Source organism: Streptomyces sp. NBC_01381, from assembly GCF_026340305.1.
In the GTDB taxonomy this organism is placed as follows: domain Bacteria; phylum Actinomycetota; class Actinomycetes; order Streptomycetales; family Streptomycetaceae; genus Streptomyces.
On the sequence record NZ_JAPEPI010000004.1, the window covers coordinates 84,424 to 109,616 of the forward strand.

General features: G+C 70.2%; 18 protein-coding genes. 7 read left to right on the forward strand and 11 right to left on the reverse strand.

Annotation, left to right across the window (positions count from 1 at the left end):
• Positions 1-28: 28 nt before the first annotated feature.
• From OG453_RS41670 to OG453_RS41680, 3 genes are read right to left on the reverse strand one after another with little or no spacing between them, the layout of a single operon-like run.
• On the reverse strand, positions 29-526 hold the full coding sequence (locus OG453_RS41670) for a tetratricopeptide repeat protein (RefSeq protein WP_266873994.1): 498 nt from the start codon (positions 524-526) through the stop codon (positions 29-31).
• Entirely contained in the window at positions 523-1,437 is a 915-nt protein-coding gene (locus OG453_RS41675) for an acyl-CoA thioesterase II (protein ID WP_266873995.1), read from the reverse strand. Before OG453_RS41675 ends, OG453_RS41670 begins: the two co-directional genes overlap by 4 nt.
• Before the next feature lie 40 nt (positions 1,438-1,477).
• Complete coding sequence (locus tag OG453_RS41680) at positions 1,478-4,051, reverse strand: RNA helicase (protein ID WP_266873996.1); 2,574 nt, start codon at positions 4,049-4,051, stop codon at positions 1,478-1,480.
• A 61-nt stretch (positions 4,052-4,112) separates the two neighbouring features.
• On the opposite strand from OG453_RS41680, the gene OG453_RS41685 reads away from it, so the two are divergent.
• The 3 genes from OG453_RS41685 to OG453_RS41695 all read left to right on the forward strand — a co-directional run bounded on the left by OG453_RS41685 (position 4,113) and on the right by OG453_RS41695 (position 6,905).
• Positions 4,113-4,907 carry a metal-dependent hydrolase gene (locus tag OG453_RS41685; protein WP_266873997.1) on the forward strand — a complete coding sequence of 265 codons (795 nt, stop codon included), beginning with the start codon at positions 4,113-4,115 and terminating at the stop codon, positions 4,905-4,907.
• Between the two features lie 171 nt (positions 4,908-5,078).
• The gene (locus OG453_RS41690) at positions 5,079-5,954 is read left to right on the forward strand and encodes a helix-turn-helix domain-containing protein (RefSeq protein ID WP_266873998.1); all 876 of its coding nucleotides are present in this window, start codon (positions 5,079-5,081) and stop codon (positions 5,952-5,954) included.
• 186 nt (positions 5,955-6,140) lie between these two features.
• Entirely contained in the window at positions 6,141-6,905 is a 765-nt protein-coding gene (locus tag OG453_RS41695; RefSeq protein WP_266873999.1) for an SDR family oxidoreductase, read from the forward strand.
• 62 nt (positions 6,906-6,967) lie between these two features.
• Here the strand turns inward: OG453_RS41695 and OG453_RS41700 are convergent, their stop codons facing one another.
• From OG453_RS41700 to OG453_RS41715, 4 genes are all read right to left on the reverse strand, one after another.
• Complete coding sequence (locus tag OG453_RS41700; protein ID WP_266874000.1) at positions 6,968-7,708, reverse strand: AraC family transcriptional regulator; 741 nt, start codon at positions 7,706-7,708, stop codon at positions 6,968-6,970.
• A gap of 70 nt (positions 7,709-7,778) precedes the next feature.
• Positions 7,779-8,360, reverse strand: coding sequence for an FAD-dependent monooxygenase (locus OG453_RS45290; RefSeq protein ID WP_323178751.1), 582 nt, complete (start codon positions 8,358-8,360; stop codon positions 7,779-7,781).
• Between the two features lie 45 nt (positions 8,361-8,405).
• Positions 8,406-10,187 (reverse strand): ABC transporter ATP-binding protein, encoded by a 1,782-nt coding sequence (locus tag OG453_RS41710; protein WP_266874002.1) that lies wholly within the window; start codon positions 10,185-10,187, stop codon positions 8,406-8,408.
• Positions 10,184-11,989 carry an ABC transporter ATP-binding protein gene (locus OG453_RS41715; protein ID WP_266874003.1) on the reverse strand — a complete coding sequence of 602 codons (1,806 nt, stop codon included), beginning with the start codon at positions 11,987-11,989 and terminating at the stop codon, positions 10,184-10,186. Before OG453_RS41715 ends, OG453_RS41710 begins: the two co-directional genes overlap by 4 nt.
• A gap of 263 nt (positions 11,990-12,252) precedes the next feature.
• Here OG453_RS41715 and OG453_RS41720 point away from each other — a divergent pair, with 263 nt between their 5' ends.
• The 3 genes from OG453_RS41720 to OG453_RS41730 all read left to right on the forward strand — a co-directional run bounded on the left by OG453_RS41720 (position 12,253) and on the right by OG453_RS41730 (position 16,288).
• Positions 12,253-13,008, forward strand: a complete 756-nt coding sequence (locus OG453_RS41720; protein ID WP_266874004.1) for a L,D-transpeptidase family protein — start codon at positions 12,253-12,255, stop codon at positions 13,006-13,008.
• A gap of 55 nt (positions 13,009-13,063) precedes the next feature.
• Positions 13,064-14,689, forward strand: a complete 1,626-nt coding sequence (locus OG453_RS41725) for a peptide-N4-asparagine amidase (RefSeq protein WP_266874005.1) — start codon at positions 13,064-13,066, stop codon at positions 14,687-14,689.
• Between the two features lie 162 nt (positions 14,690-14,851).
• Positions 14,852-16,288 (forward strand): cation:dicarboxylase symporter family transporter, encoded by a 1,437-nt coding sequence (locus OG453_RS41730; protein WP_266874006.1) that lies wholly within the window; start codon positions 14,852-14,854, stop codon positions 16,286-16,288.
• Here the strand turns inward: OG453_RS41730 and OG453_RS41735 are convergent.
• The 3 genes from OG453_RS41735 to OG453_RS41745 form a co-directional block, all read right to left on the reverse strand.
• Positions 16,227-17,678 (reverse strand): Gfo/Idh/MocA family protein, encoded by a 1,452-nt coding sequence (locus OG453_RS41735; RefSeq protein WP_266874008.1) that lies wholly within the window; start codon positions 17,676-17,678, stop codon positions 16,227-16,229. The genes OG453_RS41730 and OG453_RS41735 overlap by 62 nt on opposite strands.
• A 177-nt stretch (positions 17,679-17,855) precedes the next feature.
• A complete protein-coding gene (locus tag OG453_RS41740) occupies positions 17,856-18,566 on the reverse strand; it encodes a response regulator transcription factor (RefSeq protein WP_266874009.1) in 711 nt (236 codons plus the stop codon).
• Positions 18,563-19,747 carry a sensor histidine kinase gene (locus OG453_RS41745; protein WP_266874010.1) on the reverse strand — a complete coding sequence of 395 codons (1,185 nt, stop codon included), beginning with the start codon at positions 19,745-19,747 and terminating at the stop codon, positions 18,563-18,565. Before OG453_RS41745 ends, OG453_RS41740 begins: the two co-directional genes overlap by 4 nt.
• A gap of 267 nt (positions 19,748-20,014) precedes the next feature.
• On the opposite strand from OG453_RS41745, the gene OG453_RS41750 reads away from it, so the two are divergent.
• On the forward strand, positions 20,015-22,231 hold the full coding sequence (locus OG453_RS41750) for an MMPL family transporter (RefSeq protein ID WP_266874011.1): 2,217 nt from the start codon (positions 20,015-20,017) through the stop codon (positions 22,229-22,231).
• A 43-nt stretch (positions 22,232-22,274) separates the two neighbouring features.
• Here the strand turns inward: OG453_RS41750 and OG453_RS41755 are convergent, their stop codons facing one another.
• The gene (locus OG453_RS41755; protein WP_266874012.1) at positions 22,275-25,193 is read right to left on the reverse strand and encodes an FAD-binding and (Fe-S)-binding domain-containing protein; all 2,919 of its coding nucleotides are present in this window, start codon (positions 25,191-25,193) and stop codon (positions 22,275-22,277) included.

A 25,193-nucleotide genomic window follows, 5' to 3' on the forward strand; every position in this document is an offset into this window, starting at 1 on the left:
AGGGCGAACTGACCTGCCGGCGGTCGCGCTACATCGTCGCGTCGAGGTCCATGGCGTAGTGCTCGATCGCGGGCCGGTAGTTGGAGATGTCCGGGTCCTTGCTCGTGGTGGCGAGCAGGGTCAGCAGGATTTCCATGGCCTCGTGGTTCCGGCCGGTGTTGTAGAGCGCCATGGCCAGAAACGTCTTGAGTGCGCCGTCGTCGGGGAATTCCGCCGCCGCGTCGCTCAGGGTCGTGACGGCTTCGGGATACCGGCCGAGGATGCGGTACGTGCTGCCCAGGCCGAGCAGGGCTCCCCGCCGGTCATCGGCTGACAGGCCCTGCTGCTCGACCGCGCGGACATAGTGCGCAACCGCCTCGGCTTCCAGACCGAGCGTGTCGTGCACCCAGGCGGTCTGGTAGGCGACCTCCGGGTCCTGCGGGAACTGCTCGCACAGGGCGAGCAGTTGCTGCCGAGCCTCCTCGCGGCGGCCGTCCTCGCGCAGCCGCACGGCCTCGGCAAGCAGCTTCTCCCGATTCCCGCTCACGACTGCGTCCCTTCAGACGACGGACGGCCGTCCATGTGCCGTTCGCCGTACGGCCGGAAGAGGCCTTCCTGCACGACCGAGACGAGGAGGTTGCCCTCGATGTCGTAGATGCGGCCGCGCGCGAGACCGCGTCCCCCCGTAGCGATGGGGGACTCCTGGTCGTACAGGAACCACTCGTCGGCACGGAAGGGCCGGTGGAACCACATGGCGTGGTCGAGCGAGGCCATGTCGAAACCCCGCGGGCCCCACAGGGGCTCCACCGGGATGCGGACGGCGTCCAGGAGCGTCATGTCGCTCGCGTACGTCAGCGCGCAGGTGTGGACGAGCGGATCGTCGCCCAGCGGGCCGACCGCCCGCATCCACACGGCGCTGCGCGGCTCGGCGCCCTTGATCTCCTCGGAGGTCCAGCGCAGCCGGTCCACATAGCGGATGTCGAAGGGCTGACGCCTGGCCATGCGCTCCAACTGCTCTGGAAGCGCGCCCAGATGTTCCTTGATCTCTTCGACGACCGTCGGCAGCGACTCCGGGTCCGGAGCCGAGATGCGCGGCGGCAGCTGGTGTTCGAAAGCGCCCTCCTCGGGCTGATGGAAGGAAGCGGTGAGATTGAAGATGGTGCGTCCCTGCTGGATTGCGGTGACGCGGCGCGTGGTGAAGGAGCGCCCGTCCCGCACCCGCTCGACCTGGTACACGATCGGCACCCCCGGCCGGCCCGGCCGCAGGAAGTACGCGTGCAGCGAGTGCACCGGACGCTCGCCCTCGGTGGTACGCCCCGCGGCCACCAGGGCCTGCCCGGCGACCTGCCCGCCGAACACCCGCTGCAGAGACTCCTGCGGGCTGCGGCCACGGAAGATGTTGACCTCGATCTGCTCCAGGTCCAGCAGATCGACGAGCCGGTCGGCGGGATTGTTCATGACAGTTCCTCGACTCCTGTCTGAGGGGTGCTCGGGGTGGTCAGAGCTGGCCGACGTCGGTGACCCGGACGACGGCACGGCCCTCCTCGTCGGACGCCGCGAGATCGACTTCCGCGCTGATGCCCCAGTCATGGTCGCCGTTCGGGTCGGCGAACGTCTGCCGGACGCGCCACAGACCGTGCTCGGGATCCTCCTCGATGAGCAACAGCTTGGGGCCGCGCGCGTCGGGGCCGGTGCCGAGATCTTCGTACTCGTCCCAGTACTTGTCCATGGCCTCGCCCCAGGCGTCCGCGTCCCAGCCGGATTCGCCGTCAAGATCGCCCAGCTCCTCGACATGGTCGAGGGCGGCCAGTTCGACCCTGCGGAAGAGCGCGTTGCGCACCAGGACGCGGAAGGCGCGGGCGTTGGCCGTGACCGGCTTGACCTGGTCGGCTTTCTCCTGAGCCTCCTCGGCCGTCATCACCTCGGGGTTGGCGAGCTGCTCCCACTCGTCGAGGAGGCTGGAGTCGACCTGGCGGACCATCTCGCCCAGCCAGGCGATCAGATCCTCCAGGTCCTCGGACTTCAGATCGTCCGGGATCGTGTGCTCAAGGGCCTTGTACGCGCTCGCGAGGTAGCGAAGGACGATGCCTTCGGTGCGGGCCAGTTCGTAGAAGGACGTGAACTCGGTGAAGGACAGCGCCCGTTCGTACATGTCACGGATGACGGACTTCGGGGAGAGCGGGTGGTCGCCGACCCACGGGTGGCTCGTCCGGTAGGTGTTGTACGCATGGAAGAGGAGCTCCTCCAGGGGCTTCGGGTACGTGATGTCCTGGAGCCGCTCCATGCGGTCCTCGTACTCGACGCCATCCGCCTTCATCAGGGCCACGGCCTCGCCGCGCGCCTTGTTCTGCTGGGCGGCGAGGATCTGGCGCGGGTCGTCGAGGGTGGACTCGACGACGGACACCATGTCAAGGGCGTACGAAGGGGACTCCTTGTCCAGCAGGTCGAACGCGGCCAAGGCGAACGTCGACAGCGGCTGGTTCAGGGCGAAGTCCTGCTGCAGATCCACCGTCAGGCGCACGATGCGGCCCGTGGCGTCCGGCTCGTCGAGCTTCTCGACCACGCCGCCGGCGAGCAGCGAACGGTAGATGGCGATCGCCCTGCGGATGTGCCGCAGTTGCTGCTTGCGCGGCTCGTGGTTGTCCTCGAGGAGGCGGCGCATGGCCTCGAAGGCGTTGCCCGGCCTGGCGATCACCGCGAGGAGCATGGTGTGCGTGACGCGGAAGCGGGACGTCAGCGGCTCCGGCTCGGAGCCGATCAGCTTCTCGAAGGTGTTCTCGGTCCACCCCACGAAGCCCTCGGGAGCCTTCTTGCGCACGACCTTGCGGCGCTTCTTCGGGTCGTCGCCCGCCTTGTTGAGCGCCTTCTCGTTCTCGATGACGTGCTCGGGAGCCTGCGCGACCACCAGGCCCGCGGTGTCGAAGCCCGCACGCCCGGCGCGCCCGGCGATCTGATGGAACTCCCGCGCGCGCAGTGTGCGTACGCGCGTGCCGTCGTACTTGGTCAGCGCGGTGAACAGCACCGTGCGGATCGGGACGTTGACGCCGACGCCCAGCGTGTCCGTGCCGCAGATGACCTTCAGGAGGCCGGCCTGTGCCAGCTTCTCCACGAGCCGTCGGTACTTGGGGAGCATGCCCGCGTGGTGCACGCCGATCCCATGGCGGACATAGCGCGAGAGGTTGCGGCCGAACTTGGTGGTGAAGCGGAAGCTGCCGATCAGATCGGCGATCCGGTCCTTCTCCTCACGGGTGCACATGTTGATGCTCATCAGCGACTGCGCGCGCTCGACGGCCTGCGCCTGCGTGAAGTGCACGATGTAGACCGGCGCCTGCTTGGTCTCCAGGAGCTCGGTGAGCGTCTCCGTGATCGGCGTCAGCCGGTACTCGTACGAGAGCGGCACGGGGCGCGTCGCCGAGCGGACCACGGAGGTGGGGCGTCCCGTGCGACGCGTGAGGTCCTTCTCGAACATCGAGACGTCGCCGAGCGTCGCGGACATCAGGATGAACTGCGCCTGCGGCAGTTCCAGGATCGGGATCTGCCAGGCCCAGCCGCGGTCCGCCTCCGCGTAGAAGTGGAACTCGTCCATCACGACCTGGCCGATGTCGGCGTCCTTGCCGTCGCGCAGGGCGATCGACGCGAGGACTTCGGCCGTGCAGCAGATGACGGGCGCGTCGGAGTTCACGGACGCGTCGCCGGTCAGCATGCCGACGTTCTCGGTGCCGAAGAGCTTGCACAGGTCGAAGAACTTCTCCGACACCAGAGCCTTGATCGGAGCCGTGTAGAAGGTGACCTTGTCCTGGGCCAGTGCCGTGAAGTGCGCGCCCGCCGCGACCAGGCTCTTTCCGGAGCCGGTCGGGGTCGACAAGATCACATTGGCTCCGGAGACCACCTCGATCAGTGCCTCCTCCTGAGCCGGATAGAGAGTGATCCCCTGGTCCTCGGCCCACGAGGAGAAGGCTTCGAAGAGGGCATCGGGGTCGGCATCCGGCGGCAGCTGATCAATAAGGGTCACACCCCCATCTTGCCCTCCTTCGCACTCGATCAGGGAACCGGAGGTCCGCACGAAGATCACGAACGCTACGCTGTGTCGCCAACGGGGCGTCAGCACAACGGAAATGGGGCGGGGAACAGCAATGATGGGACCGGCACACTCACTGTCGGGGGCGGCGGCCTGGCTCGGCGTCGGCGCGGCCGCGGCGGCCGCGGGGCACACGATGCCCTGGCCGGTTCTCCTCGTCGGGGCCCTGATCTGCGCCGGGGCGGCGCTCGCACCGGACCTCGACCACAAGTCGGCGACCATCTCGCGAGCCTTCGGTCCGGTCTCCAAGGGCCTGTGCGAGATCGTCGACAAGCTGTCGGCCGCCGTCTACAAGGCGACCCGGAAGCAGGGCGACCCGCGCCGCGCGGGCGGGCACCGCACCCTCACGCACACCTGGCTGTGGGCCGTGCTGATCGGTGCAGGCACCGCGGCCCTGGCGATCTTCGGCGGGCGCTGGGCGGTCCTCGCGATTCTCTTCGTCCACATGGTGCTCGCCATCGAGGGCCTGCTGTGGCGCGCCGCCCGTGGATCCAGCAGCGATGTGCTGGTGTGGCTCCTTGCCGCGACCAGTGCCTGGATCCTCGCCGGAGTGCTGGACAAGCCGGGCAACGGCGCGGACTGGCTGTTCACGGCACCGGGCCAGGAGTATCTGTGGCTGGGCCTGCCGATCGTGCTCGGTGCGCTGGTGCACGACATCGGCGACGCCCTCACGGTCTCCGGCTGCCCGATCCTGTGGCCCATTCCCATCGGCCGCAAGCGCTGGTACCCGATCGGGCCGCCGAAGGTGATGCGGTTCCGGGCGGGCAGCTGGATCGAGCTGAAGGTGCTGATGCCGGTGTTCATGCTGCTCGGGGGCGTGGGCGGCGCGGCCGCGCTCAACTTCATCTGACGACGGCGTCGGCGCGGGCAGCCCGGGCGGAAACTCAAGCGCGGGCGCAGACCGTACGAGCATGGTCGCCAGGGTCCCGCTCCGCGCGGACCGCGTGGACCGGCGGGCGGCGTGAGGCAGCGGGTCTCGCGGCGAGCTGCGGCTCGGCGGGTCCGGCCGGACAATGGCTTGATGGGTGTTTCGCACATCAAGCCTCATCTGCGGTGTCTCCACGGGAGCGGGCCCGAGCTCGGCCACGCCGTGGTGGAGCGGTCGAGGGAGCGCGCGGCGGGCGTGTCGGACGTGGCGCCGCTGCCGGTCGGCCCACCGGTGCACGTCCTGGTGGTGCACACCGGACGCTCGGCGAATCTGCGCTGGTCGGCGGATGGCACGGCGCGGCGGGAGAGATTCCACGCCGGGGAGGCACTGGTCAATCCGGCCGGGTGGGCCTCACGGCCGCGCTGGCAGGACGACGTCGAGCTGTTGCTGCTCGGCATCGACCCGGTGTGGCTGGAGAAGATGGCGGCGGAGAGCGGTGCCGCCGGCCCGCTGGAGATCGTCCCCCGATTCCACTTCACCGACCCGCTTCTGAAGCTGCTGCTCGAACGACTGGCGGCGGAGTACGCGGGGCCGGGTCCCGCGGACTCCCTGTACGCGCAGTCATTGGTGCAGGCGGCAGCCGCCACGGTGCTGCGCCTGGCCACCGACGGCGGGCAGGCCCCGGTCCGCGAGGGCGGCCTGCCGCCCAGGAGACTGGCCGAGGTCATCGACTACATCCACGCGAACCTCGCCGAGCGCGTCACGCTCGCGGATCTGGCCGCGGTGGCCGGCGTCAGCGCCTCCCACTTCACCCGGGTGTTCCGGGTATCGACGGGCGAGTCCCCGCACCAGTACGTGCTGCAGCAGCGTCTGGAGAGGGCCCGCGAAGAGTTGCTGCACACCGACAGGGCGATCGCGGACATCGCGACGGAGACAGGGTTCGCCGACCAGAGCCACCTCACGCGGATGATGCGCCGCCACGGCGGGGCCACCCCGCGCCTCCTGCGCGACAGCCGTGGCACGGTCTGAGACCCGAGGGCCCGCCCGGCAGGAACACTATGCACCTGCCTATGCCCCAAGCGGTGAGCGGTTTGTTCCACGCGTGCTCCGATCGTTCAAGATCGGCGCACGTCTCTGCGGCGAGTGTGGAGCCCGGTTCATGAGCACGGATCACCGGGCCATGAGCTGTCCTCACACACATCGCAGGAGGCTGTCATGGTGCAGAACCCGGACAAGAACCTCAGTGGAAAGGTCGCGTTCGTCGGCGGGGCGTCCCGCAATCTCGGCGGGCTGATCAGTACGACCCTGGGCGCCGAGGGCGCATCGGTGGCCGTGCACTACAACAGCGAATCGTCGCGCGCCAAGGCCGAGGACGTGGTGGCCGAGATCAACGCGGGCCCTGGCCGGGCGTTCGCGATCCAGGGCGATCTGACCAGGGTCGCCGAGGTGGAGCGGGTCTTCGACGAGGTCGTCAGCCGGTTCGGAAAGCTGGACTACAGCGTCAACACCGCAGGCATGGTGCTGAAGAAGCCGCTCACCGAGATCACGGAGGAGGAGTACGACCAGATGTTCGCGGTCAACTCCAAGGCCGCGTTCTTCGTGATGCGCGAGGCCGCACGGCGCATCGAGGACGGCGGGAAGATCATCACGATCGTGACCTCGCTGCTCGCCGCGTACACCGGTCTGTACTCGTCCTACGCGGGCAGCAAGGCGCCGGTGGAGCACTTCGCGCGGGCGCTGTCGAAGGAGCTGTTCGGCCGCAACATCTCGGTCAACAACATCGCTCCGGGCCCAATGGACACCTCGTTCTTCTATCCCGCCGAGGCCGACGACTCCGTGGCGTACCACAAGTCGTCGGCCATGAACGGCGACCTCACCAAGATCGAGGACATCGTCCCCTGGGTCCGCCATCTCCTCACGGACGGCTGGTGGGCCAACGGGCAGACGCTCTTCCTCAACGGCGGCTACACCACCCGCTGACCGCGGCCTCCCTCGCGGGCCCGCCCACACGCGGCCCGCGGGGAGGCCTGCCGGGGCCGCGGTCACCTGCGGGCTGCGGTGTGCGAGGGCAGCTCGTGAAAGCGGTGGCGATACTCGCCGGCGAAGCGGCCCAGGTGGGAGACGCCCCACCGGTAGGCGATGGTGCCGACCGGGTCGGTGGAGGCGAGGAGGTCCGCACGAATCCGGTCAAGCCTCAGATTGCGTACGTACGACATGGGGGACAGGCCGAGCCGGTCGCGGAACGCAGGGCTGACGGTCCGGGGACTGCAGCCGGCGGCCCGAGCGATGTCGGCGAGGCGGATGCGTTCTGTGAGGTTCGCCTCGATGAAGGCGAGGGCTGCCCGCAAGGAGCGCGGGTGGACTGGCGAAGGCCCGTCGCGCAGTTCGCCCGTGTGTGAGTGAGGCTGAGCCAGGAGGAGGGCGGTGACGACGGATCGCAGCTGGATGCGCTGCAGTTCCGCACGCCGGAACAGCGGGTCCCCGGAGTAGTCCAGTTGCTCCAGGAGGGAACGGACGAGGAATTGCACGGCCCGGCCCTTAGCCTTGGCCAGGTCGAGGGCGAAGTTGAAGCGCACGGTGGACACCGGCGGGTGCCCGGTCAGCGCGGTGAATTCCTGGTCGATCAGGGCGGTGTCGATCCGCAGCCCCACAAACCACGTCCGACTGCACGGCAGCGGTCGGAGTTCCTGGGTGTCTCCGGGGTTGACGACTCCCGCCGTCGCCCTGTCGAGGGTGCCGGCGGTGTGGACGGCCCCGGCGAACTGATGGATCCGGTGGCCCACAAAGGGCGGGGCACCAGAGCCCGCCAGACCATCTGCCCGTGATGGTCGGGCGTCGTCTCAAGGCCCAGGCTCAGCAGACTCCGCGTCGACGAGCGGATCCCGTCCGCGCCGACCAACAGCGTGACCCGCCGAACGTCCCGTCAGACAACACCACGTGGACCATGTCCCCTTCCTGAGCCACCGCCTCGACACTCAGCGAGTGGTGGACCACGACGCCGCACCGCTCGGCTTCCGCGTGCAGGATGCGGTGCAGGACGGGTCGCGCGATGCCGACCAACGCCGGCCGCTCGGCACCGATCAGGCGCGGCAACCTGACCTGGCCCGCGGGCTCGCCCTGCCCGTCCACATGCGTGATCACGCTCATGCCGAAGCCCTCGACCAGACATGTGTCCGCGAGACCCAGCTCGTCCAGCGCCCGCAATGAGGGTCTGGTCAGACACAGCTCCCAGCCAGAAGTCGCCCCCGCCCGGGCGACTTCGGCGATGTCGACCCGCCACCCCCTGCTCGCGCCAGGGCAATGCCCGCTGTCAGACGCGCGACACCCGCACCCACGATCAAGGCCGTCCGCGCACCGCGATTGCTGTCCATGTACGCCTCCAGAGCGCCGATTTCCCCGAAACCGTACGGTCCGTCGGCGCCCCGCCTTGTCCACATCCGGCGACAACCATCCACTGCCGGCTGCCGGCTGCCGGTCGCCTCACCCGTGCCAAGACCTCCACAGCGCCGCGTACGCCCCGTCCGCGGTCACCAGCTCGTCATGGCTGCCCAGTTCGCTGATCCGCCCGTTCTCGACCACCGCGATGACGTCCGCATCGTGCGCGGTGTGCAGTCGGTGCGCGATCGCGACGACCGTGCGGCCGTCCAGGACGCGGGCCAAGGAGCGCTCCAAGTGGCGTGCCGCGCGCGGGTCGAGGAGGGAGGTCGCCTCGTCGAGGACCAGGGTGTGCGGGTCGGCGAGGACCAGACGGGCCAGCGCGATCTGCTGGGCCTGTGCCGGGGTCAGCGCGAAGCCGCCCGAGCCGACCTCGGTGTCCAGGTCCTCGTCAAGGGCCCGTGCCCAGCCGTCGGCGTCGACCGCACCGAGCGCGGCCCACAGTTCGGCGTCCCGCGCCCCGGTCCTGGCGAGCAGAAGGTTGTCGCGCAGGGAGCCCACGAAGACGTGGTGCTCCTGGTTGACCAGGGCCACATGTGCGCGCACCGCTTCCGCGGGCATGTCCGACAACTCGGCGCCGCCCAGGGTGACTCGGCCGTCGCGCGGCGCGTAGATCCCGGCGAGCAGCCTGCCCAGCGTGGACTTGCCCGCGCCGGACGGGCCGACCAGGGCGACGCGCGAGCCCGGCTCGACGGCGAGCGACACCTGCCGCAACACGTCGACACCCGCCCGGTAGCCGAAGTGCACGTCGTCCGCGAGCACGTCACGCCCGTCCGGAGCCACCGAGGAGTCGCCCGCGTCCGGTTCGATGTCGCGTACGCCGACGAGCCGGGCCAACGACACCTGGGCGACCTGCAGTTCGTCGTACCAGCGCAGGATGATCCCCAGCGGATCGACGAGCATCTGCGCGATCAGCGCGCCCGTGGCCAGCTGGCCGACGCTGATCCAGCCCTGCAGGGTGAACGCGCCGCCGATCATCAGCACCGAGCACAGCACGATGGTGTGCGTGAAGGTGATGACCGGGAAGAGGACGGAGCGCAGGTAGAGCGTGTGCCGTTCCCACGCGGTCCACTCCTTGATGCGGCGTTCCGACAGCGCGACCCGGCGCTCCCCGAGCCGGTGCGCCTCCACGGTCCGGCCCGCGTCGATGGTCTCGGCGAGCGCGGCGGCGACGGCGGCGTACCCGGCGGCCTCCGAACGGTAGGCGGACGGCGCCCGCTTGAAGTACCAGCGGCAGCCGACCACCAGCAGCGGCACCGCGACCAGGACGGCGGGCGCAAGCGGCGGCGCCGTCACGGTGAGCCCCGCGATCAGCAGCACGATCCACACCACACCGATCGCGAGCTGCGGCACCGCCTCCCGCATGGCGTTCGCGAGGCGGTCGATGTCCGTGGTGATCCGCGACAGCAGGTCACCGGTTCCGGCCCGTTCGAGCACACCGGGCGGCAGTCCGACCGACCGCACGAGGAAGTCCTCGCGCAGATCGGCCAGCATCCGTTCACCGAGCATGGCGCCGCGCAGCCGCACCTGGTGGACGAAGAAGGCCTGGACGACCAGGGCCACGGTGAACAGGCCGATGGTGCGCTCCAGATGGAGATCGCGCGCGCCGTCCGAGACGCTCTCGACGAGATCGCCGAGTACGTAGGGGCCGACCAACGAGGCGATCACGGCCAGGGTGTTGACGGTGACGAGGGCGACGAACGCCCCGCGGTGCCGCCGCAGCAGCTCGCGGACGTACGCCCCCACGGTCGCCGGCGCGCCGACGGGCAGGGTCTCCGCGGTCGTCGGTGCCGCCGGGTCGTACTCCGGTGGCGCCAGGCCGATCATGCCGTCTCCTCGATGTCGATATCGATGTCGTGGTTGGTGATGAGCGTCGGGGCCAGCTCGTCGTCCGTCTCACGCGTGACGACCGCGCGGTAGCGTGGCTCGCTGTGCACCAGCTCGCGGTGCTCGCCCACCGCCACGACCTCGCCCTCGTACAGGAAGACGACCCGCTCGGCCCGGTCGAGGATCAGCGGCGACGACGTCAGGACCACGGTCGTGCGTCCCCGGCGCAGATCCCTGATGCCGTCGGCGACCCGCGCCTCGGTGTGCGAGTCGACGGCGGACGTCGGCTCGTCGAGGACGAGGACGCCCGCGTCGGTCACCAACGAGCGGGCCAGCGCGAGCCGTTGCCGCTGCCCGCCGGACAGGGAACGTCCGCGCTCCGTTACATGCGCGTCCAGCGGGGCCTCGTCCACCGAGGCCTGCGCCAGGGCGTCAAGAACGTCGGCGCACTGCGCGGCCGTCAGGGCATCGTCGGCGCTCACCGCTCCCGAAGCGGGGACGTCGAGGAGCCCGCGGAGGGTACCGGAGAGCAGCACCGGGTCCTTGTCCTGGACGAGGACGGCGGTGCGGGCGGCGGCCAGCGGCACCGCGTCGAGTTCCACCCCGCCGAGCAGCACCGACGGCAGCTTCTCCGCACCGTCGAACGCGGCGTGCCCGCCGAGCCGTTCCGCGAGCCGCCCCGCCTCGTCCGGGTCACCGCACACGACGGCGGTGAGGACGCCCGCGGGAGCGAGCAGCCCGGTCGCCGGGTCGTAGAGGTCACCGGAGGGCGTTTCCACGTCCTCGTCAGGACCGCCGGGGTGCGTCACCCGCTCCAGGGCGAGCACGCGGGCCGCGCGCTTGGCCGAGGGGCGCGAGAAGCTGTAGGCCATCGCGATCTCCTCGAAGTGCCGCAGGGGATAGGTCAGCATCGTGATCGCGCTGTAGACGGTGACCAGTTCACCGATCGTGATCCGCCCTTCGCGGGCCAGGGTCACGCCCTGCCAGACGACCACGACGAGCAGCAGCCCCGGAAGCAGTACCTGGACCGCCGAGATGGTCGCCCACATCCGGGCGCTGCGCACGGCGGCCGTACGCACTTCCTGCGAGGCGCGGCGGTAGCGGTCGAGGAACAGTTCCTCGCCGCCGATGCCGCGCAGCACGCGCAGGCCGGCCACCGTGTCCGAAGCCAGTTCGGTCGCACGCCCGGCCTTCTCGCGCTGATGGTCGGCGCGCCGGGTGGCGCGCGGCAGCAGCGGCAGGACGGCGAGCGCGAGCACGGGGACGCCCACCGCGACGAACACGCCGAGCGCGGGCTGGTACACGACGAGCCCGGCACAGACGAGGACGACCGTGAGCGCGGCCGCCAGGAACCGCGAGGCCGCCTCCACGAACCAGCCGATCTTCTCGACGTCACCGGTGGACACCGCGACCACCTCACCGGCGGCGACGCGTCGCGTGAGCGCCGAGCCAAGCTGCGCGGTCTTGCGGGCCAGCAGTTGCTGGACACGGGCGGCCGCGGTGATCCAGTTGGTGACCGCCGTGCGGTGCAGCATGGTGTCGCCCACGGCGATGGCGAGCCCGCACAGCAGCATCAGCCCGCCCGCAAGGGCGAGCCGGTCCCCGGAGCGGTTGACCACCGCCTGCACGGCCACGCCGACCAGGTACGGGAGCACCGCGATGGAGCCGAAGTGCAGCAGCCCCCAGGCGAGCGACTTGAGTTGACCGCCGAGCTGGTTCCGTCCGAGCCAGAGCAGGAAGCGCGGGCCCGAGCGGGCATCCGGCATGCCCGGGTCGGCGTACGGAAGATCGCGAATCTGCATGACGTCCCAGAGCTAGGAGCGGGGGACCGTCGGTTCGGCGGAGAGAGCCGGCGTGAACGGACGGCCGTGTGCGGGCGGCGGTATGGCAGGGGTGTGCCAGCGGTGGTGCGGCGGTGAGTCGGCGGTAACAGGCCGTGAAAGGTTCGCCTCGTACGGTGGGCCGAGGCAAACGGTTTTCTGCCGGGGAGTAAAGATTCGGCCCGTTCTCCGGGCGGGCCAGGGGCTCGGGACGGGTTCGCCGTGCCGGGTGCGACCATGGACGGATGCGTAGAGCTGGTGCGGTGCGAGCGGCGGTCGCGGTCGCGGCCTGCGGCGTTCTTCTGACGTCCTGCGGAAGTTCGGACGACGGGGCGAAGGACGGGACGAAGGACGCGGCGAAGAAGGACGACACGGGCGCGGGCCAGGCGAAGGGAGCGGAGGCGCCGGCGACCGAGGACCTCAAGCGCATCCCCGACGTCGGCGACCGCCTCCAGGGCAAGATCCCCGCGAACGCGCAACAGCTCGTCGCGGTCTACGGACAGGGCGAGGACTCGGCGAAGTCCACCGTCGTCCTGTACACGAAGTCCGACGGCACCTGGGACAAGACCCGCAGCTGGCCCGCCCACAACGGCAAGAAGGGCTGGACCACCGACCACCGCGAGAACGACAAGCGCAGCCCGGTCGGTGTCTTCACGCTCACCGACGCGGGCGGTGTGCTCGCCGATCCGGGTGCCAAGTTCCCGTACACGCAAAGCGCGTCGATGCAGGCCCCGCACTACTGGCCCAAGACCCACTGGCACGACTTCGACTACGTGATCGCCATCGACTACAACCGCGCCAAGGGCACCCCGCCCAACGACCCGAACCGACCCCAGGGCCAGGCCAAGGGCGGCAGCATCTGGCTGCACATGGACCACGGGAGCGGTACGTCGGGGTGCGTGAGCCTGTCGAAGCCGGGCATGGAGTACCTCCTGAAGAACCTCGATCCGAAGCGGCACCCGGTCGTGGTCATGGGTGACAAGGCGAACCTGAAGGGCTGACATGACGAACCTGAAGGGCTAGCTCCGCCAGGCCCCCCGGGCGTAGAAATCCCCCATGAGAAGACGCGTCATGTCCATGCTCGTCGGGGTCACCCTCGCGGCGAGCACACTCCTCAGCGCGGGCCCGGCATGGGCCGACAGCTCGGGCCCGGCATCGGCCGACACACCCCCGCCGGAATTCGGCAACGACTGGCACGACCCGGTCACGGCGGCCCCGCCCATCGAGAAGCCGCACACGAAGTCGTGCGAAGTGACCGTGGCCGAGGCCCAGTTCAAGGACTTCACGCCCTACAAGGGCGACTACGCCCCGCCCGAGAAGTGCGGCAAGGGCAACTGGGGCAAGGTCGTGCTGCGCCTCGACGGCAAGGTGAAGGGCCGGCAGTACGACCGCCTCGGTTATCTCCGCATCGGCGGTGTCGAGGTCTTCCGCACGTCCACTCCGGAGCCGTCGGTGGACGGCATCACCTGGTCCGTGGAGAAGGACGTCACGCGCTACCGCGAGACGCTGAGCCGCGACCAGCAGGTCGAGATGCTCATCGGGAACGTCGTCAACGAGACGTACACCGGCATCATCGACGTCAAGGCCACGCTGACGTTCTACGAGCCGGAGAAGCACACCACCAAGCAGGCACCGCCCGACCGCGTCCTGCCCCTCGGCGACGCCACCACCGTCACCACCCCGCGCAACAGCGAACGCATCGTCGCCGAGGTCTACGCGACCGGCTCGGGCGGCGGCTGTGAGGAGTACTGGTATCTGACGGTGCCCGACGCCGCGCCGTACTCCTGCAAGGCCGATGACGGCCCCTACCGCGAGGTGCAGGTCACCGTGGACGGTCAACTCGCCGGAATCGCCACGCCGTTCCCGACCGTGTGGACGGGTGGCTGGTCCAATCCCTTCCTGTGGTACGTCATTCCAGGGCCCCGCGCCTTCGACATCAAGCCCATCGAGTACGACCTGACGCCGTTCGCGGGGCTGCTCAACGACGGCCGCCCGCACCAGGTGGAGGTCTCCGTCGCGGGCAGGCCGGAGGCGACGACCGGCTGGCACACGCCGACCAACATCTTGGTCTGGCAGGACGAGAAGAGCGAGCGGGTCACCGGGAAGCTGACCGGACACCGGGCGGGCGAGCTCGCCAACAAGGCGACGTACACCCCCGGTTCGCCGGAGCAGGAGCACCGCCTCGACACCCGCGGCAGCCACCGGCTCAGCGTCTCGGGGTACGTCGACACCTCCCACGGCCGCGTCGAGACCACCGTCACCCGCGCGCTCGGCAACACCTCCGTGCACCGCTGGACCGAGGGCGAGTCCACGGACGCGCTCGAATCCACCTGGACGGACCGCGAGACGGTCACCGTCAACGGCCGTGCGGTGCACACCGACCGTACGTACACGATGGACGGCACGACGACGCTCGGCGCCGGCGACCGTCTGCGCACCGAGATCGCGCTCGGGGACCGGACGGAGACGGTCACCGCGCACGACGGCCGCCGCACCGGACGGTCCGTGGCCGATGACCGGTACGAGGGCGATGCGACGTACACCGCCAACGTCCCGCGCGAGGACCGGCACGCCGTCGGCACCTCCCGCGAGCGCTACCGCGTGTATGGGGACGGCCCTTGCCACGACCGCACGCTTGCCACCGTGCAGGGGACGCTGACGGAGGACCGGCTGCGCTGCTGAACGGGTCGGTCCGCCCAGGGCCGATTTGGAGCAAGATCCAAGATTTACGCCGATGTGATCTGGAGGTCTTCTACGGAAGCGGGCACTCCGCAATAGTGACGCACCGCGGAAACAAACTTCCGCATGGCAGAAGTCACTTGAAGTCTTTCTACAGGAGTGCCCGTGCCGCAGTCCGTACCGTCCATACCGGGACGCGTCGCACGCACATTGCGAACCTCACTGTTCGCGCAGGTCGCCTGCGCGCTGGTGATAGGAGTCGTCGTCGGACGGCTGTGGCCCCACGCGGGCACGGCCGTCCAACCGCTCGGCGACGGCTTCGTACGTCTCATCAAGGCGATGATCGCCCCGCTCGTGTTCTGCGTGGTCGTCGCCGGCATCACCAAGGCCGGAGATCTCAAGGCCTTCGGCCGCATCGGGCTCAAGGCGCTGATCTGGTTCGAAGTCGCCACCACGGTCGCCCTGGTGGTCGGCCTGCTCGCCGGGAACCTGGTGAGCCCCGGCGCCGGCATGAACGTCGATCCCTCCCAGCTCGACGCCTCGGCCGTCGACGAGAAGACCGGCGGCGGTGAACTGCCCTCGACCAGCGAGTTCATCCTGCATTCGCTGCCGGACAGCGCCGTCGGAGCCTTCGCGGAGAATTCCCTGCTCCAAGTCCTCGTACTGTCCTGCCTGGTCGGCGCGGCGCTGCTGCACCTCGGCAACACCAAGGTCCCCGCGATCCTGCCCGCCATCGAACAGGGCCAGGAGATCGTCTTCGCGATCGTCGGCTTCATCATGAAGCTGGCCCCGCTCGCCGTCTTCGGAGCCACCGCCCACCTGGTGGGGGAGTACGGCCTCGGCGCCCTGTCGACGTACGGCAAGCTCATCGGCGTCTGTTACGCGGTGGCCCTGATCTTCCTCGTACTGCTCGGTCTCGCCCTCAAGGCGCTCACCGGCCTGAGCCTGTGGAAGTTCGTCCGCTACACCCGTGAGGAGATGCTGCTCGCGCTCGGCACGGCCTCCAGCGAGACCGTCATGCCGCGCATGATGCAGAAGCTGCGCCAGGCGGGCTGCCGCGACGACGCGGTGGGCCTTGTCCTGCCGACGGGGTACTCCTTCAACCTCGACGGCGCCTCGATCTACCTCTCCATCGGTACGTTGTTCATCGCGCAGGCGGTGGGCGTGGACCTGAGCCTGGGCCAGCAGATCACCGTGGTCCTCGTGCTCATGCTGACCAGCAAGGGCATGGCGGGCGTGCCCGGTTCGGCCTTCCTCGCGCTGTCCGCGACGGCCTCCGCGCTCGGGGTCATCCCTGCCGGAGCGGTGGCGCTGCTGCTCGGCGTGGACCGCATCATGGACGCCATGCGCGTCGCCACGAACCTGCTCGGCAACTGCGTCGCCGTCTTCGTGGTCTCCCGCTGGGAGGGCGCCCTCGACACGGCACGCGCCAAGAAGGTCCTCGGCGGCGAGATCGCCTTCGTACCGGAACAGCCGGAACAGCCGGAACAGGCACAGGAGCCCGGCAGCGCTGAGACGAGCACTGCCGGGCCCAAGTCCCTTACGCCTGCGGCTTCTCCGAGTCCACTCCCGGACGCGCCTTCTTCCACAGCCCGCGAGTGAAGTCGGGAATCGCCTGCGGCGCACCCTTCGCCTTGATGGAGAGGTGGCTCAGCGGCACGGGCGACGTCCAGGTCGCGGCGTCATAGACGTCGAAGTCGGGCACCAGGCCGAGCTGCATGGTCTGCATCAGACGGAAGATCATGATGTAGTCCATGCCGCCGTGCCCGCCGGGCGGGTTGGAGTGCTCCTTCCACAGCCAGTGGTCGAACTCCTCGGCGTACTTGGCGAAGTCGCCCCACTCGTCGTTCGTGTGGTCCGGCTCGATGTAGATGCGCGAGGGGTAGTCCTCGAAGACGCCCTTCGTGCCGCCGAGGCTGTTGATGCGGCTGTAGGGGTGGGGGGTCGACACGTCGTGCTCCAGACGGATCACCCGCCCCTTCGCCGTCTGGACGAGGCTGATGGTGCGGTCGCTCTCGATGTACGTCTCCTTCCAGCTCGGGTCGCCCGCCGGCATGTTGGCCTTGCGGTACTCGGCGAGACCGAGGGCGGGCGTGCCGAAGCTGGAGATGTGCGTGACGCGGTCACCACGGTTGATGTCCATGTAGTTGGAGACCGGGCCGAAGCCGTGGTTGGGGTAGAGGTCGCCGCGCAGCCGTGTGTGCCACAGCCGCCGCCACGGGCCCTCGTAGTAGTCCGGGTCGAACATCAGGCCGCGCAGATCGTGGTTGTACGCGCCCGCACCGTGCAGCAGATCACCGAACTTTCCGGCGTGAGCCATCCGCAGGACGCGCATCTCGTTCTTGCCGTAGCAGCAGTTCTCCAGCTGCATGCAGTGTCTGCGGGTGCGCTCGGAGAGATCGACGAGTTCCCACAACTGGTCGAGCTGCAGGGCGATGGGACACTCCACGCCGACGTGCTTGCCGTTCAGCATCGCCGACTTGGCCATGTCGAAGTGCCAGTCCCAGGGCGTCGCGACGTACACGAAGTCGATGTCGCCGCGCTTGCAGAGGTTCTCGTAGTCGTGATCGCCCTTGGTGTACGTCGCCGGGGCGGGCTGGCCCGCGTCGGTGACCTTCTTCGCGGCCTGCGCCGTCTTGTCCTTGACCGGGTCGCACAGCGCGACGACCTTCACCCCCGGGATCGCGAGGAACAGGTCGATCATGCTGCCGCCGCGGTTGCCGAGCCCGACGATGCCGACCCGCACCGTGGAGCGCCGCTCGAACGGCACGCCGACCATGGTCTCGCCCTGGCGGGCGGGCGCCTCGGCGGCCTCGGCGGTCGCCCCCTGCGGGGTGTCGGCCTGGGCGGTGCCGCCGGTGAAGGCGCCGAGCCCGAGCCCGGCACCGGCGAGTCCTGCGGTGCGCAGCACGGTGCGGCGGGAGTGGCCGTCGGAGGACGTGTGGCCCTCGGTGGACTCGTCAGGGGCCGGTGTCGCGTTCTCGTCGTGCATCGGGACCTCCGTAGCGATGGGCGGCTGGTCTCTACCACTGGGGCGGAAGCCACCCTGATAGCGGTGCGGCGGGTGCGCAAGGGACCGAAGTGGCCAGAGAGTTGGACTTCCTTGCCCAATGCATGGACTCGTCGTCGCGGCAGGCCTGAAACAGCTGTTTCGCAGCGCCGCTCCCTGCTATCCCTGGCCGCCCACCGAGACAAGCCCCGTCTCGTACGCGGCGATCACCGCCTGGGCCCGGTCGCGGACGCCGAGCTTCCCGAAGACGCTGGTGATGTGGTTCTTCACGGTCGACACGCTGATGTCCATCGTGTCCGCGATCTCCGCGTTGTCGAGCCCCGTGGCCATAAGGCGCCACACCTCCGACTCGCGCGGAGTCAGGTCGTTCACGCTCACGGAGGGCGGCTCCGGGCGGCGCGGGGTCCTGACGTACGTGGAGATCAGCCGGGTCAGCAGCCGGGGTGCGACCGCGGCCTCCCCGGTGTGCACCACGCGCACCGCGGCGACCAGTTCCTCCGGGGAGATGTCCTTGGGCAGAAAGCCGTAGGCTCCCGCGCGCAGCGCCGCCACCACGTACTCGTCCATGTCGAAGGTGCTCAGCGCGAGCACCCGGCACCCGGGCAACTCCTGGGCGAGCAGGCCGGTCGCGCCGACCCCGTCGAGGACCGGCATCCGGATGTCCATCACGACGACGTCGGGCCGCAGCCGGTGCGCGAGGGCCACCGCCTCCGCGCCGTCGCCCGCCTCGCCCACCACCTCGAAGGCCGGATCGGGCGAAAGGATCAGCGCGAGGCCGCGCCGCACCAGCGGCTGGTCGTCCGCGATCAGCACCCTGATGGTCCGTCCACTCATCGAGCCGTCCGCCGACTCACTTGCCGTCTCGCTCATCGCAGCGCCCCCTCCTCGGCCTTCAGCGGCAGCCGGGCCGACACCCGGAACCCGCCCTCGTCCAGCGGACCGGTCTCCAGCGTCCCGCCGTACAGCGCGACCCGCTCCCGCATCCCGACAAGCCCGTAACCGGAACCCGACGCGGAGCCCCCGAAGCCGCTGCCCGCGCCGTCGTCCGACACCTCGACGGCCAACCCGTCCGGCTCGTACGTCAGTTGTACGGTCGCCCGCGCCTCGCCCGCGTACTTGCGCGCGTTGGTCAGCGCCTCCTGCACGATCCGGAACACGGTCAGGCCCACGCTCGGCGGCAGCGGCCGCTCATCGCCCCGTACCTCGAGTTCGGTCGGCAGTCCGGCCCGGCACGACTCCGCCACGATCCGCTCCAGGTCCCCGACCCCGGGCTGCGGTGCGGTCGGCGCGTCCTCCGACTCGTCTCCGGCGCGCAGCACGTCAAGGAGCTGCCGCATCTCGCGCAGAGCCATCCGCCCGGAACCCTCCAGGGTGACCAGCGCCTCCCTGACCACCTCCGGATCACCGGCGAGGTTCGCACGGGCGCCCCCGGCCATCAGCTGCATGGTGGTGATGTGGTGCGCCACGATGTCGTGCAACTCCCTGGCGATGCGCCGCCGTTCGTCGGTCACGGCACGGTCGGCGAGCAGCAGGCGCTTGGCCTCGATGTCCCGCTGCCAGTGGTTCATCACGGCCGCACCGATGAGCACGAGCACCCCGGTGGCCGCGTTGGCCAGCACGTCCACGACGGTCGGCGGCGGCGCCTGCCCCACCAGCGGCATCGCCACGGCCACCGGCGTCGCCGCCGCCGTCACGACCGGGCCCCGGAACCGCACGACCGTGTAGAGGGCGACCACGACGGTGATGTTGAAGTGCTGCGAGACCGGAACGGTCAGGTTCAGCACCAGGTTCACCAGCAGGACGGCCGCGAGTGCCGACAGCGGGGCGCGGCGGCGGGCGAGGAGCGGCAGCGCGGACACCACGAGGAGCGCGAACCCGGCCGCCGGGACATACCCGAGGTCGGCGTGGCTGCTGAGCGTGAAGCCGATCAGGTCAAGGGCCGCGGCCCCGACCGCGACAAGGCCGTCGTTGCGCGTCCATGGCAGCGTCTCGCCGCTCGGCGGAGCCCCCGGAGCCCCGGAACCCCCGCCGGCAGGGCGCGTCGTCGACATTCTGGTCCTCCCCCCAGCCGCCCGCGCCGGCCGCTGCCGGTACGTCACGACTGTCATGTCTTGATCCATTCTGGCATCGGCTTTCAGATCCACCCCCTCCTCCGGTCCGATCCTCGGTCTGGGACCACGGTCCTGGTCGGTGGCCTCGTACGGCCCTTGCTCCCAGTCCGCTTCTCGTTCCGCGCTCGGACGATTCGCCGGATCCGCGCTGATGAGCTGGTCACAGGCCGGGAGAACCCGGCGCTCCACCCACTGCCGGAGGAAAAAGTGATCCGCGCCCTGACCGGGTTCTCCACCCGCAATCCATGGAAGGTCATCGCCCTCTGGGCGGTGATCGGCATGTTCCTGACCCTGCTCAGCCAGGCCCTCGTCTACCGCGTCACCGAGACCCAGAGCGGCGACTTCCTGCCCGCGAAGTACGACTCGGCCGCCGCACTGAAGATCGCCGAGGAGCGGTTCGGGGTGCAGCCCGACGCCAACGCGGTGACCGTCCTCGTCGCCCGCGAGGACGGCAAGCCCCTCACCGGACCCGACCACCGCCGTGTCGGCGCCGTCGCCGAGAAGCTGGGCCGCCAGCGGGTCGAGATGCCCGAGCCGAAGGAGGACGCCCCCGCCTTCCTGACCGAGGACCACTCCCAGACGCCCGAGGTCAGCCCCGCCATGGTCGCGCCCGACCGCGACTTCGAGCTGCTCTCCGTACAGCTGACGGGCAACTCCACGGACCCCGGCCTGCACGACCTCTACCGCGCCTTCCGCGAGGAGGCGAAGGACGAGTTCGCCGAGGCCGGGATGCGCACCGGATTCACCGGCGGTCTTGCGGACCTCGTCGACACCGGCGACGCCGAGGAGAACACCGAGAAGGTCGTCGGCATCCTGATGGTCGGCCTGATCGTGCTGATCAACATCCTGGTGTTCCGCAGCGTGCTCGCCGCGTTCGTTCCGCTGCTCGCCGTCGTCATCATCGGCGGCGCGGCGGCGGGCGCGGTCGTCGGCGCCGCGATGCTCACCGGCATCAAACTCGACCCCTCCACGCCGAGCATGATCAGCGTCGTCCTGATCGGTATCGGCGTCGACTACTTCCTCTTTCTCCTCTTCCGGTTCCGCGAACAGTTGCGGGCCCACCCCGACGCGCCCGCGCGGACCATTTCGGGCGAGGTAAGCGCCCGCGTCGGCACCGCGATCACCTCGGCCGCCCTCACCATCGTGGCCGCCTTCGCGACGCTGGGGATCGCGACCTTCGGGCAGTTCCGTGTGCTCGGTCCGGCGATCGCCGTCGCGGTGCTCGTCATGCTCCTTGCCAGCCTCACGCTGATGCCCGCGCTGCTCGCGGTCACCGGGCGCAAGATGTTCTGGCCCTCACGCTCCCTCAAGCGCGAGCCCCGGCCCGGCGCGGCCGCCCGCGTCGGCGATCTCGTCGCCCGCCGCCCGTTCACCCTGGTCCTTGCCTCCGTCGCCCTGCTCGGAGCGCTCGCGGCCGGACTGGTCGGCATCCGGATGGACTTCGGGCAGACGACCGGTGAGCAGGACACCCCGGCCGCGACCACCGCCGCCGAGATCTCCCGAACGCTGCCCGCCGGAGTGTCCGACCCGACCACCGTCTACGTCACCGCCAAGGAGGGCCGCACCCTCACCGCCGAAGGAATCGGCGCCCTGCCCAAGGCCCTCGCCGAGGTCAAGGGCGTCGGCCAGGTCGGCAAGACCGCCCTCAACGGCGACCGCTCGGCCGCCCGTATCGACCTCTATCTGACCGCCGACACCCAGAGCCAGCAGGCCCGCGATCTCGTCTCCGGGCCGGTCCGCGACACCGTCGCCCACCACACCCCCGCCGGGACCGAAGCCCATGTCGGCGGCACGGCCGCGATCTTCGCCGACATCTCGACCGCCGTCGACCACGACCTGAAGATCGTGTTCCCGGTCGCCGCCGCGCTGATCGCCCTCATCCTGCTCGTCCTGCTCCGCAGTCTGCTCGCCCCGGCCATCCTCATGATCGCCGTCGGTCTCGGTTTCGCCGCGACCCTCGGCGCCTCCGCCCTCGTCTTCCAGCACCTTCTCGACAAGCCGGGCGTCAACTTCGTTCTGCCGCTGGTCCTTTTCCTCTTCGTCGTCGCCCTCGGCACCGACTACAACATCCTCATCAGCGACCGCATCCGGGAGGAGATGGAACACCCGGGACCGGCCCGCGCCGCCGTCGCCCGCGCGGTGCGCCACACCGCGCCCGCCATCGCCACGGCGGGCGTCGTCCTCGCCGCGTCCTTCGGCAGCCTCGGCGTCAACTCCAACCCCGGCACCCAGCAGATCGGCTTCGCGACGGCGCTGGGCATCATGCTCTCCGCCTTCGTCCTCTCCATCGTCCTGGTGCCCGCGCTCGCCGCGATCCTCGGGCGCAGCACCTGGTGGCCGGTCCGCCCGGGGCGCGCCCATGGCCGCCGGCACGCCGAGCCCATGGCTTCCCGGCCGCACCACGATCGGGAAGCCGTGCACTGACCGGTCCCGGGTGACGGTCGTGACTGACCGGCTCCGGGTGACATCACGGACGGGTCGCGCGCTCCAACTCCAGGAGTACGGAGTAGTAGTGACGGCCCGTCGCATGGTCCATGCCGACCTCGCACATGCGGTTCGCCGAGAGGTGGGCGTCGAAGTCGCGGGCGGTGACCTCCGCCGCCTCCTTGCGGGTTGCCGACTCCGTCAGCTCCTTGTGCAGCATGCCGCGGTCGCCCGCGAAGGCGCAGCACCCGGCGTCGTCCGGGACGACCACCTCGTCCGCGCAGGCCTCGGCCAAGGTCCGCAGCTGCGCCTCGTCGCCGAGGTGGCTCATGGAACAGGTGGGGTGCAGGACGGCGGAGCCGACGGTGCGGTACACGGTCAGGTGGGGGAGCAGCTCGTCGGCGGCCCAGACGAGGGAGTCGACGACGGTCAGCTCCTGGTGCAACTGACGGTTGTCGGCGGTGAGATGGGGCACGACTTCGTGCGCGATGCCGAGCGTGCAGGACGAGGCGTCCACGACCAGCGGCAGCCGGCCGCCCGCCGTCCAGCCCCAGGCGGCCTCGACGATGCGGTTGGCCATGACGGTGTTGCCCGCGTCGTACCCCTTCGAGTGCCAGATCGTCGCGCAGCACGTCCCGGCGACATCGTCCGGAATCCAGACCGGCCTGCCCGCGCGCGTGGAGAGGGCGACCAGCGCCTCGGGCAGCGAGCGGTCACCGGGGCTGCCGAAGATGCGGTTGACGCACGCCGGGTAGTAGACGGCGCTCGCGCCCACGCGTGCGGTGTACGGGAGCCGGCGGGCGGCCGCTCCGGGGATGACCGGCAGCCACTCGGGGATCAGATCGGGGCGTACGGCCTTGCGCGCGGCGCGGGTCACCGTGGTCAGCAGCCGGTCGCTGATCCGGTCGGCGGCGGCCACGGCAAGCCGTGCGGAGGCCTCGACCGCCTTGAAGTTCTTGGCGGCGAGCGCGGCCGCCCGCTCCTCGCGCGGGGAGTGCCGCGCGTGCCGGAACTCCTTCATCAGGGCGCCAGTGTCGATGCCGACCGGGCAGGCGAGCTTGCAGGTCGAGTCCCCGGCGCAGGTGTCCACGGCGTCATAGCCGTACGCGTCGACCAGGCTGTTCTCGACCGGTGATCCTGCCGCCTGGCGCATCATCTCGCGGCGCAGCACGATCCGTTGGCGCGGTGTCGTGGTCAAGTCCTCGCTGGGGCAGGTCGGTTCGCAGAAGCCGCACTCGATGCACGGGTCCGCGATCAGCTCCACCTTGGGGATCGTCTTCAGTCCCCGGAGATGGGCCTTCGGGTCGCGGTCCAGGACGATGCGCGGCGCGAGCACCCCGTCCGGGTCGATGACCTGCTTCGTGCGCCACATCAACTCCGTGGCCTTGGCGCCCCATTCGAGCTCCAGGAAGGGCGCGATGTTGCGCCCCGTCGCGTGCTCGGCCTTCAGCGAGCCGTCGAAGCGCTCGACGGTCAGCCGGCAGAAGTCGTCCATGAACGCGGCATAGCGCTCCACGTCCGACGGCTTTCCCGCGTCGAAGGCGAGCAGGAAGTGCAGATTGCCGTGCGCGGCGTGCCCCGCGACGGCCGCGTCGAAGCCGTGCCGCGTCTGGAGATCGAGGAGGGCCTCGCAGGCGTCGGCGAGTCGGGACGGCGGCACCGCGAAGTCCTCGGTGATCAGCGTCGTCCCGGAGGGGCGTGATCCGCCGACCGCCGTCACGAAAGCCTTGCGCGCCTTCCAGTAGCCCCCGATCGTCTTCGCGTCGCGGGTGAACGCGTTCGTCACCGAGGCGACCGGCGCGACCAGTTCGAGCCCCTCGACGACCTGGGCGGCCGCAGCTTCGTACGCCTCCTGGCGCGCCTCGTCCGGTGCACGGAACTCCACCAGGAGCGCCGCCGTCGACTTGGGGAGCTGCCCCCAGTCGGCGGGCACCCCCGCCACACGGGTCGACGCGCGCAGCGTGTTGCCGTCCATCAACTCGACGGCCAGCGCCCCCGCCTCGTTGAACAGCGGGACCGCCGCGGCTGCGGCCGGCAGGGACGGGAAGAAGAGCAGGCCCGTGGTCACCCGGCGGTCCAGCGGGAGCGTGTCGAAGACGACCTCGGAGATGAATCCGAAGGTGCCCTCGGAGCCCACCATCAGACCCCGCAGGATCTCCACGGGCGTGGCGCCGTCCAGGAAGGCGTCCAGGCGGTAGCCGTTCGTGTTCTTGATCTCGTACTTGGCGCGGATGCGGGCGGTGAGCTCCGGGTCCGCCTCGATCTCGCGCTTGATCGCCAACAGGCCCTCGCAGAGGGCGGGTTCGGCGTGCGCCAACTGATCGTCCGCGTCCGGCTCCGCCGTGTCGACGACCGTGCCCGTCGGCAGGACGAAGGTGAGGGATGCGACTGTGCGGTACGAGTTGCGGGTGGTGCCCGCGGTCATCCCGGAGGCGTTGTTCGCGACGACCCCGCCGATCGTGCAGGCGATCGCGCTCGCCGGGTCGGGGCCGAGCACGCGTCCGTGCCGGGCGAGCGTGGCGTTGGCCCGCACGACCGTCGTCCCCGGGCCGAGCCGCGCCCGCTCCCCGTCGCCGATGACCTCGACGCCAGCCCAGTGCTCGCGCACGTCGACCAGGATGTCCTCGCCCTGCGCCTGGCCGTTGAGCGAGGTGCCCGCCGCGCGGAAGACGACCTCGCGGCTCCTGCCGTGCGCGTACGACAGGACGGCGGAGACGTCGTCGATGTCCTCCGCGACGACCACCACTTGCGGCACGAAGCGGTAGGGGCTCGCATCGGACGCGTACCGCACCAGGTCGGAGATGCCCGTCAGGACCTTGTCGGCGCCGAGCAGCGCGGACAGCTCCGAGCGCAGCGGCTCCGGAGTGCCCGTGGACCGCCGGTCCGGCACCCGGTCGGGGGCCGGGCCCTCCGCGCGCGACGTGGGGCGCAGGGCCTGCGGCTTCGGCTCCAGCAGCGGCAT